Source organism: Rhizobium sp. RSm-3 (assembly GCF_001854685.1).
Taxonomy (GTDB): Bacteria; Pseudomonadota; Alphaproteobacteria; order Rhizobiales; family Rhizobiaceae; genus Rhizobium; species Rhizobium ecuadorense.
The window spans coordinates 118,071-132,649 of sequence record NZ_MAWZ01000008.1; the positions used below are offsets into that span (position 1 = coordinate 118,071).

The window sequence follows — 14,579 nt, forward strand, 5'->3', positions numbered from 1 at the left end:
GGTGATCAAGAAGATCATGATCGTCGGCAATGGTGAGGTCGCACAGGCGGAAGCAGGTGTGATCGATGCCGCCGATTTCGTCATCCGCTTCAACGATTGCCGTTCCTACGGGACCGGCGGCAGCCGGACGGATGCCGTTGCGGTCTGCAATACCGGCCGGCCGGCAAAGGCGATGCTCGGCGCGCCGCAATGGCGTGCCCATCCCGGCGTCGTTTCGGCCCGCGAAATCTGGAGCGTGCGCGACCCGGAAAAATTCGCCGCGATGCGGGCGCCGCTTGCCGTCTCGCATCCCGATCTCGACGATTTCTGCGACGATTATACGGACGCGTTCGCTGCCTTCTGCGCGGAGACCGGCAAGACGCATGCCGTCATCGGCAAGGCGGTCCACGAAGCGGTTGACGCCTCGCTTTCGGCCTTTGCGCCGGCGCCCTATGTGGTGCCGAGCAGCGGCATGATCGTCATCGCCGAAGTGCTGGACAAATATGCCGAGGCCGACGTGATGCTGGCTGGCTTTGGCCACGTCGGTTGGGAATGGCACCCGTTTGCGGCCGAACGGCAGCTCGTCGATCGTTATATTGCTGCCGGCCGCCTCAGGCGGCTTGGCGGAAAAACACTAGAACAGGATGATTTTAGGCCCGGTGGCCTAAAATCTGAATCCTGTTCTAAATTAAAGAGTTAGAGCATGATGTCGTCCGAAAACCGCTCACACTTTTCGGCATCATGCTCTAGCTCTTCCTCCCACGGAGCCTGATGGATGCCCTACAAGATCTCGCGCGCCGCCTATGCCGGCATGTTCGGACCGACGACCGGCGACAAGGTGCGCCTTGCCGATACGGAACTCTTCATCGAGATCGAAAAGGATTTCACCACCTATGGCGAGGAGGTGAAGTTCGGCGGCGGCAAGGTGATCCGTGACGGCATGGGCCAGAGCCAGGTGACGCGGGCGGACGGCGCGGTCGATACCGTCATCACCAATGCGGTGATCGTCGATCACTCCGGCATCTACAAGGCCGATATCGGCCTTAAGGACGGCCGCATCGTCGCGATCGGCAAGGCGGGCAATCCCGATATGCAGCCCGGTGTGAATATCATCGTCGGGCCGGGCACGGAGGCGATCGCCGCCGAAGGCAAAATCGTCACTGCCGGCGGCATGGACAGCCATATCCACTTCATCGCGCCGCAGCAGATCGAGGAAGCGCTGATGTCGGGCATGACCTGCATGCTCGGCGGCGGCACCGGGCCGGCCCACGGCACGCTCGCCACCACCTGCACGCCCGGTCCCTGGCATCTTGCGCGCATGATCGAAGCGGCCGATGCCTTCCCGATGAACCTTGCCTTTGCCGGCAAGGGCAATGCCTCGCTGCCGGGGGCGCTGACCGAGATGGTGCTGGCCGGCGCCACCTCGCTGAAGCTGCACGAGGATTGGGGCACGACTCCAGGCGCCATCGACTGCTGCCTGTCGGTCGCCGACGAATATGACGTGCAGGTGATGATCCACACCGATACGCTGAACGAAAGCGGCTTCGTCGAGGATACGATCGGCGCGATCAAGGGCCGCACAATCCATGCCTTCCACACGGAAGGGGCAGGTGGCGGACACGCGCCCGACATCATCAAGATCTGCGGCCAGCCGAACGTCATTCCGTCGTCGACCAATCCGACCCGGCCCTACACGGTCAATACGATCGCCGAACATCTCGACATGCTGATGGTCTGCCATCATTTGTCGCCATCGATCCCCGAGGATATCGCCTTTGCCGAAAGCCGCATCCGCAAGGAGACGATCGCTGCCGAAGACATATTGCACGATATCGGCGCCTTCTCGATCATCTCGTCCGACAGCCAGGCCATGGGCCGCGTCGGCGAGGTGGCGATCCGCACCTGGCAGACGGCCGACAAGATGAAGCGCCAGCGCGGCCGGCTGAAGGAGGAAAAGGGCGACAACGACAATTTCCGCGTCCGCCGCTATATCGCCAAATATACGATCAACCCGGCGATCGCCCACGGCCTCAGCCACGAGATCGGCTCTGTCGAAGTCGGCAAGCGCGCCGACCTCGTGCTCTGGAACCCGGCCTTCTTCGGGGTGAAGCCCGACATGGTGCTGCTCGGCGGCTCGATCGCCGCCGCCCCGATGGGCGATCCGAATGCCTCGATCCCGACGCCGCAGCCGGTGCATTATCGGCCGATGTTCGCCTCCTATGGCCGGAGCCTCACCAATTCCTCCGTCACCTTCGTCAGCCAGGCCTCGCTCGATGCCGGCCTGAAGGGCCGGCTCGGGGTCGCCAAGCAACTCGTGGCGGTGAAGAATACCCGTGGCGGCATCTCCAAGGCCTCGATGATTCACAACGACCTGACACCGGAAATCGAGGTCGATCCGGAGACCTACGAGGTCAGGGCGAACGGTGAATTGCTGACATGCGAGCCGGCGACAGTGCTGCCGATGGCGCAGCGCTATTTCCTGTTTTAGACACGCGGCCCTCTGTATGACGGATGGCTCCGATGATGACAGGCATCCGCTGGCTGTTGCGGGCCGTATTCCTGCTCGTGTTTCTGGCGGCCTGCGGAACCTTCATTCCCCGGCCGCTGATTGCCCCGGTCAAGGCGTCGTCGGCGGCGGCGCATCGGATTCTCCTGCTGTCCGGACCAATCCATACCGATATCGCCATTCCACTCGACGAGGAGACGCGGGCTGCCTTTTCCTTTCTCGCCGAGACCGGTTTTCCCCTCGGCCATCCGGATGCGGAATGGCTCATTATCGGCTGGGGCGGCCGCGCCTTCTATCTGGAAACCCCGAGCTGGGCGGAGCTGAAGCCGCTGCCGGTGCTGCGGGCGCTGACGATCGACCGTTCGGTGCTGCATGTGGACCTTGCCGGTGATATCACCGAGCCGCAGCCGAGCGTTGCGGCATTCGACGTCAGTGACGATCAACTGGCGCGACTGCGCAATTTTATCGCGGACAGCTTCGTTCGCGACGCGGGCGTGGTGGCGCCGATGGCGGATGCGGGTTACGGCGAGATCGACCGGTTCTTCGAGGCCAAGGGATATTTCAATGCCCTCTTCGGCTGTAACACCTGGACGGCTGCCGCGCTCCGCTCGGCGGGGCTCAGGACCGGTTTATGGAACCCGCTTCCACAATCATTGCGATTGTCTGTGAGTGTCTACAATTGAACCAGCCGCCGGGCGGCCTGCTCTTAAAGTGAATTGTAAAAGCTACTCTCCACTCGGTTGTAAAAATCGCTGGAAAGACCGGTATTTTTTCCAGTTAGACCATTCTGGAACAGCCTCGCGGTGCGGCCCGATAAAGCTGTTTAAAATCAATCATCTAAGTGTCTCTCTGCGCTGTTCGATTCAGGGATCGGAAGGCTGCATCTCCTGCTAGAAAAAATCTGTCCACCGAAAGGTCCGAAACCGTTCGAATTTTAACGAGTGGATTAAAACACCCGCAGCAATTGGGCTCCTATCAATGCTTTGAAACGCCGGGCAGGAAGGTTGATTCTCATGAGAAACTGGATGTCGCTGCAGGCCGATTTCGGCAATTTTCAATATCGCGGGAATGTCTATGTCTTTGCATTGAAGATGAGCTTTCTCACGATCATTCTCTCCGGCGTCATCATGGCGCTGACCATACCGCCGCTCAGGCTTCTTGGGCTGCTGCCGGTGACGCTCTGGCACGCGATCGGTTTCGGCGCGATTTTTTCCTGGCTCGTCGGCGGCACGGTTTCCGGCATGCTGTCGCTGGCCGCCGGTTTTGCCCTGCATGAGCTGACGCTGTCGCGGGCCGAGTTCGAAAAGCTCAGCCGCACGGACACGCTTTCGGGCCTGTTGAACCGCCGTGCCTTCACGGAAGCGCTCGAAAACACCGAGGGCAACGCCTCGCTGGTTATTTTCGATGTCGATCGCTTCAAGGCGATCAATGATCGCTTCGGCCATGGCTGCGGCGATGCCGTCATCACCGCGGTTTCGGCCATGCTTATATCCGCCTTCGATGACATGTCCGTCGTCGCAAGACTGGGTGGGGAGGAGTTCGGCGTCATCGTCTCCGGCGAGCCGCTGGAGGCGCGGATGGAGCGCATCGAAGGTGTCCGGAGCCGGATCGCAAGCGGCGCCATCGCGGCCGAAGGGCACGATATCCGCATCACCGTTTCCGGTGGTGTTGCCGATCTCGCCGCCGGGCGCAGCAAGCAGGCGGTCTATGCTTCGGCAGACCGGGCGCTCTACCTCGCCAAGGCGCTCGGACGCAATCGCGTCGTACACGAGCGGGAAGGCCTGCATCATGCCTGGCACGGGCTGGTCGATAATGGCCTCAATGCCAAGGGCAGGAGCGACGAGAGCGACAACGTGATGCAGGCTTACGGAATATAAAAGTCCGACGCGGGCACAAAGGCCATTGGTGCTTGCATCGGGAAAGGCTATTTTGCATGGTCGTCGTCTCATCAAAACGGACATATCATGCAGCGCGTCACCTCCTATCTTCCCGCCGGAACCCCGTCCTCCCATCCGACCGCCCAGGTCAAGTTGCCGCACGATCTGCGCCATCTGCGCCGCAAGCTGCTGCATCTGGAAAATGGCGAGATGGTCATGCTCGATCTCAAGGATCCGGTGCTTTTCGCCAATGGCGACCTGCTGGTGCGCGATGACGGCGAACTGATCGAGATTCTCGCGGCCGATGAGAAGCTCTTCGAAATTCGCGGCCGCGACCGCACGCATCTGGTCGAGCTTGCCTGGCATCTCGGCAATCGTCATCTCGCGGCCCAGATCGAGGAAGACCGGATCGTCATCCTGCGCGACCACGTCATTCGCAGCATGCTGCAGGGCCTCGGCGCCACCGTCCTCGACATCGAGGAGCCCTTCCAGCCGGCGCGCGGCGCCTATCATTCCCACGGCGCGCATTCGCACGATCACGGTCATACCGCGCATGACCATGGGCATGTGGCTCATGACCATGGTCATGAGAGCAAACATGATCACGGCCACGACCATGTGCATGGGCCGGGATGTAACCATGACCATGACCATGATCACGACCACGGGCATCACGGCCACAAGCACGACTGAGGTTCGATGACTGGGGATTACGAGCTGCAGGCATTGCTGCGCCTGACGGCATGGCTCTCGCCGGCCTTTCCGATCGGCAGCTTTGCCTATTCGGGCGGGCTGGAGCGGGCCGTGGCGGACGGGCTGGTCACGGATGCCGCCTCGCTTGCCGGCTGGATCGACACGCTGATCGGCCATGGTTCGGTCTGGAACGATGCGGTGCTGCTGGCCGAAAGCCACAGGTGTCACGGAGAACCAGCGCGGCTTGCCGAGATCGCTGCCCTTGCCGCCGCACTTGCCGGATCGCGCGAGCGCCATCAGGAAACCATGCTGCTCGGCGAGGCCTTCCTGGCGGCGGCCCGCGCCTGGCCGGATGGCATATTCGAAAGGCTGCCTGAGAAGGCGGCCTATCCTATCGCGGTCGGGGCGGTGACCGGCGCGCACGGCATAGGACCCGAGAAGGCGCTCGCCGCCTTCCTGCATGCCTATGCCTTGCAGGCGGTTTCTTCAGCCATCCGCCTCGGCGTCACCGGTCAGAGGGACGGTGTCGCCATGCTTGCCGGTCTCGAAGTGCAGATCACCGAGGTCGCCCGGCGGGCAGCGGCCTCGACGCTCGACGATCTCGGTTCGGCGGCGGTGCAAGCCGATATTGCCGGCCTGCGCCATGAGACACAGGCGACGCGGCTGTTCCGCTCGTGACGGCGTAAAATTATCCGAGCATCTGCGTCATTTGACGGTGGCGTGCGCAGCGGCCACGGCTATCATCGGGTTCGATTGGAGTGAGACATATGAAATCTAGAAACGGACCTCTGCGTGTCGGCATCGGCGGGCCGGTCGGCTCGGGCAAGACGGCGCTGACCGAAAAGCTCTGCAAGGCGATGCGCGACGACTATTCCGTCGCAGTCGTTACCAACGACATCTACACGACCGAGGATGCCGAGGCGCTGGTGCGCATGCAGGCCCTGCCTTCGGACCGGATCGTCGGCGTCGAGACCGGCGGCTGCCCGCACACCGCCATTCGTGAAGATGCGACGATCAATCTTCAGGCGATCGCCGGCCTCAACCAACGGATCCCCGATCTCGACGTGGTCTTCATCGAATCCGGCGGCGACAATCTGGCCGCGACCTTCTCGCCCGATCTTGCCGATATCACCATCTATGTCATCTCCGTCTGCCAGGGCGAGGAAATCCCGCGCAAGGGCGGGCCCGGCATCACCCGCTCGGATCTTCTCGTCATCAACAAGAAGGATCTGGCGCCCTATGTCGGCGCCGATCTCGAGGTGATGGACCGGGATGCGACGCGCATGCGCGCGAGCCGCCCCTTCGTCTTCTCCGACATGAAGCGCGGCGACGGCGTCAGCTCGATCGTCAGCTTCCTCCGGGAGCAGGGCGGGCTCTGACAATCAGACCTGCGACCGCAGACCGACGCCGCGCATGGCGGCGAGAACAGCAAAATGAAACGGGCCGGGAGATCGCTCCCGGCCCGTTTCGTTTCTTGCGTTTTGCTTATTCCGCCGCAAACGGCGGCAGGCGCAGCACGTTGGTGTCGTTGCCTTTGGCGTTCTTGCGCTTGACCTCCGGGGTTTCGATTGCGGTCAGCCGCTCTTCCAGCGAGTCGATATCGTCGCGGTTCTCGCGGGTGACACGGGTGAGATCCTCGCGCGACAGCGGCAGTTCCTCCTCGTCCTTCCTGCCGACCAGGCGACCGAACATCCAGCCGAGCAGGCGGGACAGATCGTCCATGATCAGGAAGAAGGAAGGCACGACGACGAGCGAGAGCACCGTCGAGACGATGATGCCGCCGATCACCGCGATCGCCATCGGCGCGCGGAACGAACCGCCTTCGCCGACGCCCAGCGCGGAAGGCAGCATGCCCGCCGACATGGCGATCGAGGTCATGATGATCGGCCGGGCGCGCTTGCGGCCGGCTTCGACCATCGCCTCGACGCGAGCCATGCCCTGGTGGCGCATCTCGATCGCGAAATCGACGAGCAGGATGGCGTTCTTTGTGACGACACCCATCAGCATCAGGATGCCGATCATCACGGGCATCGACAGCGGATTGCTGGTGATGATCAGAGCCGCTGCGACGCCGCCGATGGCAAGCGGCAGCGAGAACAGGATGGTGAAGGGCTGGATCACGTCCTTGAAAAGCAGGATCAGCACCGTCAGCACCAGCAACAGGCCCATCAACATGGCGTTGACGAAGCTCTGCTGCATCTCGGTCTGCACCTTGGTGTCGCCGCTTTCGGCAAGGTGCACGGAGGCCGGGATATTGGCAGATTTGACGATCTCGCGGAAACGGGCCGAAGCCGTGTCGAGGGCTACGCCTTGCGGCAGGTCGGAGCCGATCGAGACGACGCGGTAACGGTTGTTGCGCTTGATCGAGCTTACGCCTTCGGAATAGTCGATATTGGCGACGCTCGCGAGCGGAACGGTGCCGCCGCTGGCGGTCTGGATCTTCAACGCGCGGATGGCTGAGAGATCGCGGCGCATGTCGACTGCCGCCTGCACCCGGATCGGGATCTGGCGATCGTCGAGCGAGATCTTGGCAAGGGCCGCATCGACATCGCCGATCGTGGCGACACGGATCGTCTCGGAGATCTGCTGCGGCGTGATGCCGAGGCGGGCGGCCTCGTCCTTGCGCGGGTAGACCTGCAGCTCAGGGCGGGGCAGGGCGCCGTCGGCGCTGACATTGGCGAGCAGCGGGTCGGCGCGCAGCTTGGATTCCAGGATGCCGACGGCGTCATTCAGGTCCTTCTCGTTCTTGGAGAGGAAATTGAAGGAGAGGTCGCGTTCGCCGCGGTCGTTGAGCTTCAGGATATGAACGTCGGGAATATCGCGCAGCTTGGCGAAGACTTCTTTTTCGATACTCCATTGCGGACGTTCACGGCCGTGAACTTCCACCTTCGGCAGCATCGGGCCGATGAGGGGGATGTGCCCGAGCCCGTCATTGACCATCTTCTTGATCAGCGACTGGTCGAGCTTATGGAGTGCCAGCGTGATCGTCGCGCGTCGCAGTTCGAGTTCGCCCTTCGGCGATGCGCCGCCGAGGACGAAGACGCTTTCGACGCCGTTGATATCCTTGACCCTGTCATAGATCGCATCGGTCGTCTTCTCGGTATCGTCAAGGCGTGCATTGGGTGGCAGTTCGACGGAGAGAACAATGCGCGAGGCGTCTTCGGGCGGCAGGAAGCTGCCCGGAACCTGCATCAGGAGCAAAACGGAGCCGGCCAGGAAACCGAAGGCGACAAGCAGCGTCGCATAACGCGTGTACCAGCGCCCCGTCGTGCCGCGTATGAGCCGTGTGTATCCACGCATCAGCAGGCTGTCATTGTCATGATGATCGTCGACGCCGTCTTCCGCACGCATCAGATAGGCGGCCATCATCGGCGTGATGAGGCGCGCCACCATCAGCGAGAAAAAGACCGAGAAGGCGACGGTCAGGCCGAACTGGATGAAATACTGGCCGGGAATGCCCGGCATGAAGGAGACCGGCACGAAGACGGCGATGATGGTGAAGGTGGTGGCGATGACGGCAAGGCCGATTTCATCCGCCGCCTCGATCGCCGCGCGATAGGGCGTCTTGCCCATCTTGATGTGGCGGGCGATGTTCTCGATTTCGACGATCGCATCGTCGACGAGGATGCCGGTCGCCAGCGTCAAGGCAAGGAAGCTGACGAGGTTCAGCGAGAAGCCCATCATGTCCATGACCCAGAAGGTCGGGATCGCCGACAGCGGCAGGGCGATCGCCGAAATCAGCGTCGCGCGCCAGTTCCGGAGGAAAAGCAGAACGACGATGACGGCGAGCAGCGCGCCTTCGAGCAGCGTGTGGATGGCCGCTTCGTAGTTGCCGTAAGTGAAATAAACCGAATCGTCGATCATCTCGATCTTCACATTCGGGTTTTCGCCCCTCACCTTGTCGAGGCTCTGGGCCACGGTTTCGGCGACGCTGACTTCGCTGGCGCCCTTCGAACGGAAGACGCCGAAGGTGACAACAGGCGTATCGTTGAAGCGCGAGAAGGATTTCGGCTCCTCGTAGGTGTCCTTGATGACGCCGAGATCGGACAGCTTGACGAAACGGCCGTTCGGCAGCGCGATCGTCGTATCGGCGAGTTCGGCGACATTGCGGGCGTCGCCGAGAACGCGGATCGCCTGTTCGCTGCCGGCCACCTGGCCGCGCCCGGAGCCGAGGTCGACGTTGGTGCCGCGCAGCTGCTGGTTGACGCTGGCGGCGGTGATGCCGTGGGCATCGAGCTTGCCGGGGGTGAGTTCGATGCGCACTTCGCGCTCGGCGCCGCCGTAACGGTCGACGCGGCCGATGCCGGCCTGACCCTGCAGCGCACGCTTGACCGTATCGTCGACGAACCAGGAGAGCTCTTCCAGCGACATATCGGGCGAGGATACGGCGAAGGTCTGGATCGCCTGGCCCTCGACATCGACCTTGGTGACGATCGGCGCTTCGGCCGTTGCCGGCAGATCGCTGCGGATGCGGTCAATCGCATCCTTGACGTCCTGCACCGCCTGTTCCGTCGGCACTTCCATGCGGAACATGACATTGGTCTGCGAGCTGCCGTCGGTCACCGTCGACTGGATTTCGTCGATGCCGGTGATGGAGGCGATCGCGTCTTCGATCTCCTTCGTCACCTGCATTTCGAGTTCGGCCGGCGAAGCGCCGCTCTGCGTCACGCTGATCGAAACAAGGGGAACGTCGATATTCGGGAAGCGGGTGATCGGCAGCTTGTTGAAGGACTGCATGCCGATGAAGATCAGCAGGCAGAAGGCCAGCAGCGGCGCGATCGGATTTCGAATGGACCAGGCTGAAAAATTCATCGGATGGTCTCTTTAGTTGGAAGCCGCGGGCTGTTCACGCACCGGCGTGATGTGGTCGCCATCGCGGACATAAGCGCCCGCCTTGGCCACGACCTCGTCGCCGCTCTTCAATCCACTGACGATCTCGACATAGGGGCCGTCCTGGATGCCGGTCTCGATCTTGGCGAATTTTACCACGCCGTCCTCGACCTTGCGGGCCGACGAGCCTTCGTTGCCGGTGAGCACGGCGGTCAGGGGAAGCGATACGCCTTGTGTCTCGCGAACGATGATCTCGGCGCTGCCATACATGCCGGAACGCGCCTTGCTGTCATCGTCGATGGAGATATGGACGAGACCGAGGCGAGTGGCCGGATCGACGGTCGGCGACACCAGGCGCACGGCGCCGGAAAGCTTCTCGCGGCTGCCGGAAAGGGAAATGCTCGCCTTCTGGCCGGCCATGATCCTGACGATGTCACTTTCGGCGACCTCGGCGACAAGCTCGATATCGCCGTCGCGGATGAGGGTGAACAGCGGATCGCCGTTGCCGGCGGCAATCGCGCCGACCTTGGCGTTCTTTGCCGAAATCGTGCCCGCCACCGGCGTCTTCACATCGGTGCGGGCGAGTTTCAGATCCGCATCGGCGATCTGGCTATCGAAGACCTTGAGATCGGCTTCGGCGACCTCGATCGCCTGTTCGGCGGAGACAACACGGGCATTGGCGGCGGCAGCGGTCGCATCAGCCTGTTCGACCTGAGCGGTTGAAACGGTGCCCTTCTTGCCCATTTCCTGGGAACGGGCTTGCTGCTGCCTTGCCTGTTCGGCATTGGCCTGCGCCTCAATGAGCTGGGCGCGCAACTGCGCAAGGCTTGCCTCGCCCTTGGCTTTCGTCGCCATCATCTGGCTCTTCGTCAGCACCAGCGCATCATCGTTGAGGGTTGCCAGCGTGCTTTCCGCTTGAACCTTGTCGCCTACGTCGGCTTTCAACGCGCGGATCGAGAGGCCTTCGACCTGCGGTTGGATATAGACTTCCTCGACCGGCTTGACCGTCCCCGTGCCGATGACACGGTCGACGAGGGTGCGGTTCGCAGCCGTGGTGACGACGATCGCCGGCAGGTTCTGCTGCGGTTTTTCGACCGGCTTTTCCTGTGAAAATGCGGTGGATGCAGCAAGAACAGCTGCAAAAAGGGTGGATGCGCCTAAAGTTCCAATCGGCTTGCGTGCCATGCGTCTTCGTCCAATCTTGTAACAAGCTTAGCCGAACTCGCGCGTCTGTCCTTCAGCTCGCGACCAGGCCACTGCCTTTCCTGCATTCTCAAGGGTATCCACACATCATTTGCCGCCTTCATCCCTCGCCGGCAAATCGGCTTCTAATTGGTATCGATTTGCTCGATATGCAAGCCCGGCAGAAAACAATTCCCCATGAGCCGATAATAATTACCATCAGAACCTGAATCAATCACGGAAGGGTTATGCGAACATGACGATGATTGATCCTGCTTCTACCCCAATGACGTTTGACCCCGGACAAATGCGACAGTGGCAAAGGCATTTTTTCATGCAGGCCGTAAAAATACGAAACGCGCGGAAATCTCTCCCCGCGCGTTCGCCTCGAAATGGTGCCGCGATTACTTGGACGCGGCGTCGGTGATGTCGTGCGTCCAGGCGCCCGAGGGCTCCTTGCTGATGATCTTCTGGTCGAGCAGTGCCTTTGCCGTGCGGGCATAGAGCGCTTCGTCCAGCTTGCCGGAGCCGTCGCCGACGAGCTTGGCGACTTCGCCCATCATGCGCTTCTGGTGGTTCTCGTCCTGGCCGCCATTGTCCATGACGATCTCGGCGGCTTCGTCGGGGTTCTCGGTCGCATATTTCCAGCCCTTCATCGAGGCGCGGACGAATTTGACCATCTTCTCCTTGAAGGCCGGGTCCTTCAGCTTGTCTTCCATCGCATAGAGGCCGTCTTCGAGAAGGTCGTTGCCCATCTCGGTATAGTTGAAGACCGTCAGTTCCTCCGGCTTGAAGCCGGCATCGATCGCCTGCCAGTATTCATTATAGGTCATGACGGAGATGCAGTCGGCCTGCTTCTGGACGAGCGGCTGCACGTCGAAGCTCTGCTTCAGCACGGTGACGCCGTTCGCGCCGCCTTCCGTCGAGAGACCCAGCTTGTTCATCCAGGCGAAGAAAGGATATTCGTTGCCGAAGAACCAGACGCCGAGCGTATGGCCCTTGAAGTCGGCTTCGGTCTTGACCGGGCCGTCCTTGCGGCAGATCATTTCGAGGCCCGACTTCTGGTAGGGCTGGGCAATGTTGACGAGCGGAACGCCTTTTTCGCGGGCAACGAGCGCGCCACCCATCCAGTCGACGATGACATCGGCGCCGCCGCCGGCGATCACCTGCTCGGGGGCGATATCGGGGCCGCCCGGCTTGATATCGACGTCGAGGCCTTCTTCCTTATAGAAGCCCTTGTCCTTGGCGACGTAATAACCGCCGAACTGGCCTTGCGTGACCCATTTCAGCTGCAGCACCACCTTGTCGGCGGCCATCGCGTGAGCGGCGGCCAGCGTCATCGCGCTCGCCATCATTGCAACCATCAACTTTTTCATTTTCTTATCCTTACCCTCTGAAGTTATGCCCGAACCCCGTTTGCGAAGCCCGCGCGCGTCTAGCCACCACGGATAGACGGATGCCAGAACGTCACCGCCCGTTCGCTCAGGGCGATGATGCCATAAAAGATCGAGCCGGCCAGCGCCGCGATGGCGATTTCCGCCCAGACCATGTCGACATTCATGCGGCCGATCTCGGTGGAGATGCGGAAGCCCATGCCGACGATCGGCGTTCCGAAGAATTCGGCAACGATGGCACCAATCAGTGCCAGCGTCGAGTTGATCTTCAGTGCGTTGAAAATGAAGGGCATGGCTGCCGGAAGCTTGAGCTTGAGCAGCGTCTGCCAGTCGCTCGAGGCATAGGTGCGCATCAGGTCGCGCTCCATGCTGCCGGAGGCGGCAAGACCGGCGACTGTGTTCACCAGCATCGGGAAGAAGGTCATGATGATGACGACGGCGGCCTTTGACGGCCAGTCGAAGCCGAACCACATGACCATCACGGGGGCGACGCCGATGATCGGCAGGGCCGACACCATGTTGCCGATCGGCAGCAGGCCGCGGCGCAGGAAGGTGATGCGGTCGGCCAGCACCGCGACGACAAAGCCGCTGAGGCAGCCGACGATATAACCGATCAGCACAGCCTTGAAGATCGTCTGCCTGACATCAGCGCCGAGGATCGGCAGGGAGGCCATGATACGGGCGCCGATGGCGCTCGGCGGCGGCAGGATGATGAAGGGGATGCCGGCACCGCGGGTGACCGCTTCCCAGAGGATGAGGATCCAGGCGCCGAAGATCGCCGGGATCAGCAGCTGGAGCGCCGATTTGCCGACAGCGGCGACGGGCTGCAGTTTCGACAGTTCGGTGACGCATCGCCAAGCCAGCAGCCAGCAGGAAAAGAGCAGCAGGAAGTAAGCCCGCGTCGCCATGCCTTCGTTGCCGGAGAGAGCGGAAAGCAGCATCCAGGCGGCGCCATGCGCCCCGATGAACAGCACGGTGGCGCGGTAGGCCGGCGGCTGCGGCGCAAAAGACAGCAGGGCAGCCGCAATGACGATGATGAAGACGAGGCTTGCCGTGCCGTCCGTGAAGGGCCGTGTCGCGCCCTCGGCCAGAAGCGGCAGGGCGATCAGCGCTGCGATGCAGAAGAGGAGGGCGGTCACGCCCTGCCAGGAGAAGGTCAGATGTCTCATGCCGGTCTCCCGCCCATGGCGCGATCGACGATCTTGGCGGCGAGGCCGACGATCGCGACCAGGATGCCCGCCAGCAGCGATCCGGCGACAAGAGCCGCCCAGATATCGATGGTCTGGCTGTAATAGGAGCCGGCAAGCAGCTTTGAGCCGATACCGGCGACAGCACCGGTCGGCAGCTCGCCGACGATGGCGCCCACCAGGCTGGCGGCGATCGCCACCTTCATCGAGGTGAAGAGGAAGGGGATCGAGGCCGGAACCCGCAACTTCCAGAAGGTCTGCGTCGGGCTGGCATAATAGGTGCGCATCAGGTCGAGATGCATGAGTTCGGGTGAGCGCAAGCCCTTCACCATGCCGACGGCAACGGGGAAGAAGGAGAGGTAGGTGGAGATCAGTGCCTTGGAGACGAGGCGGGAAGCGTCGGAATCGAGGTTCAGGAGATGCGCAAGCGCATTGTCGCCGGTCAGCACATTGTAGGAGATAATGACGATCATCGGCGCGATGGCAAGGATCGGTATGGTCTGGCTCGCCACCAGCCAGGGCATCAGCGAGCGGTCCATCGCGCGGTTATGCACGATCAGCACTGCAAGAAGGATGCCGAGCAGCATGCCGAAACCGAAGCCGAGCAGGGTGGAGGAGAGCGTCACCCAGCTGTGATAGACGAGGCTGCGGTTGCTCGAAAGGCTGCGCAGGACGGTGTTTTCATAGACATTCTCAGCCACCTGATGCGGCGCCGGCAGGATCGGCTTCGGCTGCGCCAGCGTTTTGCCGATGAATTCGATGGTCGTCGGTGTGGCGCCGGCGCGGCTGTCCATGTCACGCTGGAACGGTGCGTTCATCAGCACGGCGGCGACATACCAGATGGCGATGAGGGTAAGCAGGATGGTGGTGACGGGGATGATCTTGCTTTTGAAGGTGTCGGGTTTCACAGCGACTGCCCCCATTTGTATAT

Annotated in this window: 12 protein-coding genes; 7 read left to right on the plus strand and 5 right to left on the minus strand. The window is 62.0% G+C overall.

The annotated features are described in order from the left end of the window. Positions 1-16: 16 nt before the first annotated feature. The 7 genes from BBJ66_RS10870 to ureG all read left to right on the plus strand — a co-directional run bounded on the left by BBJ66_RS10870 (position 17) and on the right by ureG (position 6,434). Positions 17-679, plus strand: coding sequence for a Urease operon accessory protein (locus BBJ66_RS10870; RefSeq protein WP_244511650.1), 663 nt, complete (start codon positions 17-19; stop codon positions 677-679). 75 nt (positions 680-754) lie between these two features. After that, positions 755-2,467: an urease subunit alpha gene (gene ureC, locus BBJ66_RS10875; RefSeq protein ID WP_064840407.1), complete on the plus strand. Its 1,713-nt coding sequence runs from the start codon at positions 755-757 to the stop codon at positions 2,465-2,467. A gap of 32 nt (positions 2,468-2,499) precedes the next feature. Beyond that, on the plus strand, positions 2,500-3,168 hold the full coding sequence (locus tag BBJ66_RS10880; protein WP_071086910.1) for a TIGR02117 family protein: 669 nt from the start codon (positions 2,500-2,502) through the stop codon (positions 3,166-3,168). Between the two features lie 330 nt (positions 3,169-3,498). Further along, complete coding sequence (locus BBJ66_RS10885; protein WP_071086912.1) at positions 3,499-4,362, plus strand: GGDEF domain-containing protein; 864 nt, start codon at positions 3,499-3,501, stop codon at positions 4,360-4,362. Between the two features lie 87 nt (positions 4,363-4,449). Further along, on the plus strand, positions 4,450-5,055 hold the full coding sequence (ureE, locus tag BBJ66_RS10890; RefSeq protein WP_071086914.1) for an urease accessory protein UreE: 606 nt from the start codon (positions 4,450-4,452) through the stop codon (positions 5,053-5,055). A 6-nt stretch (positions 5,056-5,061) separates the two neighbouring features. Further along, the gene (locus BBJ66_RS10895) at positions 5,062-5,733 is read left to right on the plus strand and encodes an urease accessory protein UreF (RefSeq protein WP_071086916.1); all 672 of its coding nucleotides are present in this window, start codon (positions 5,062-5,064) and stop codon (positions 5,731-5,733) included. Between the two features lie 89 nt (positions 5,734-5,822). Then, positions 5,823-6,434 (plus strand): urease accessory protein UreG, encoded by a 612-nt coding sequence (ureG, locus tag BBJ66_RS10900; RefSeq protein WP_003590582.1) that lies wholly within the window; start codon positions 5,823-5,825, stop codon positions 6,432-6,434. A gap of 106 nt (positions 6,435-6,540) precedes the next feature. On the opposite strand, the gene BBJ66_RS10905 is transcribed toward ureG, so the two are convergent. The 5 genes from BBJ66_RS10905 to BBJ66_RS10925 all read right to left on the minus strand — a co-directional run bounded on the left by BBJ66_RS10905 (position 6,541) and on the right by BBJ66_RS10925 (position 14,556). Beyond that, a complete protein-coding gene (locus BBJ66_RS10905; RefSeq protein WP_049731652.1) occupies positions 6,541-9,867 on the minus strand; it encodes an efflux RND transporter permease subunit in 3,327 nt (1,108 codons plus the stop codon). 12 nt (positions 9,868-9,879) lie between these two features. Next, positions 9,880-11,070 (minus strand): efflux RND transporter periplasmic adaptor subunit, encoded by a 1,191-nt coding sequence (locus BBJ66_RS10910; protein WP_071086917.1) that lies wholly within the window; start codon positions 11,068-11,070, stop codon positions 9,880-9,882. 401 nt (positions 11,071-11,471) lie between these two features. Then, entirely contained in the window at positions 11,472-12,443 is a 972-nt protein-coding gene (locus tag BBJ66_RS10915) for an ABC transporter substrate-binding protein (protein WP_049731650.1), read from the minus strand. Between the two features lie 59 nt (positions 12,444-12,502). After that, complete coding sequence (locus BBJ66_RS10920) at positions 12,503-13,630, minus strand: ABC transporter permease (protein ID WP_071086918.1); 1,128 nt, start codon at positions 13,628-13,630, stop codon at positions 12,503-12,505. Next, positions 13,627-14,556: an ABC transporter permease gene (locus tag BBJ66_RS10925; RefSeq protein ID WP_049731712.1), complete on the minus strand. Its 930-nt coding sequence runs from the start codon at positions 14,554-14,556 to the stop codon at positions 13,627-13,629. Before BBJ66_RS10925 ends, BBJ66_RS10920 begins: the two co-directional genes overlap by 4 nt. Between the last annotated feature and the right edge of the window lie 23 nt (positions 14,557-14,579).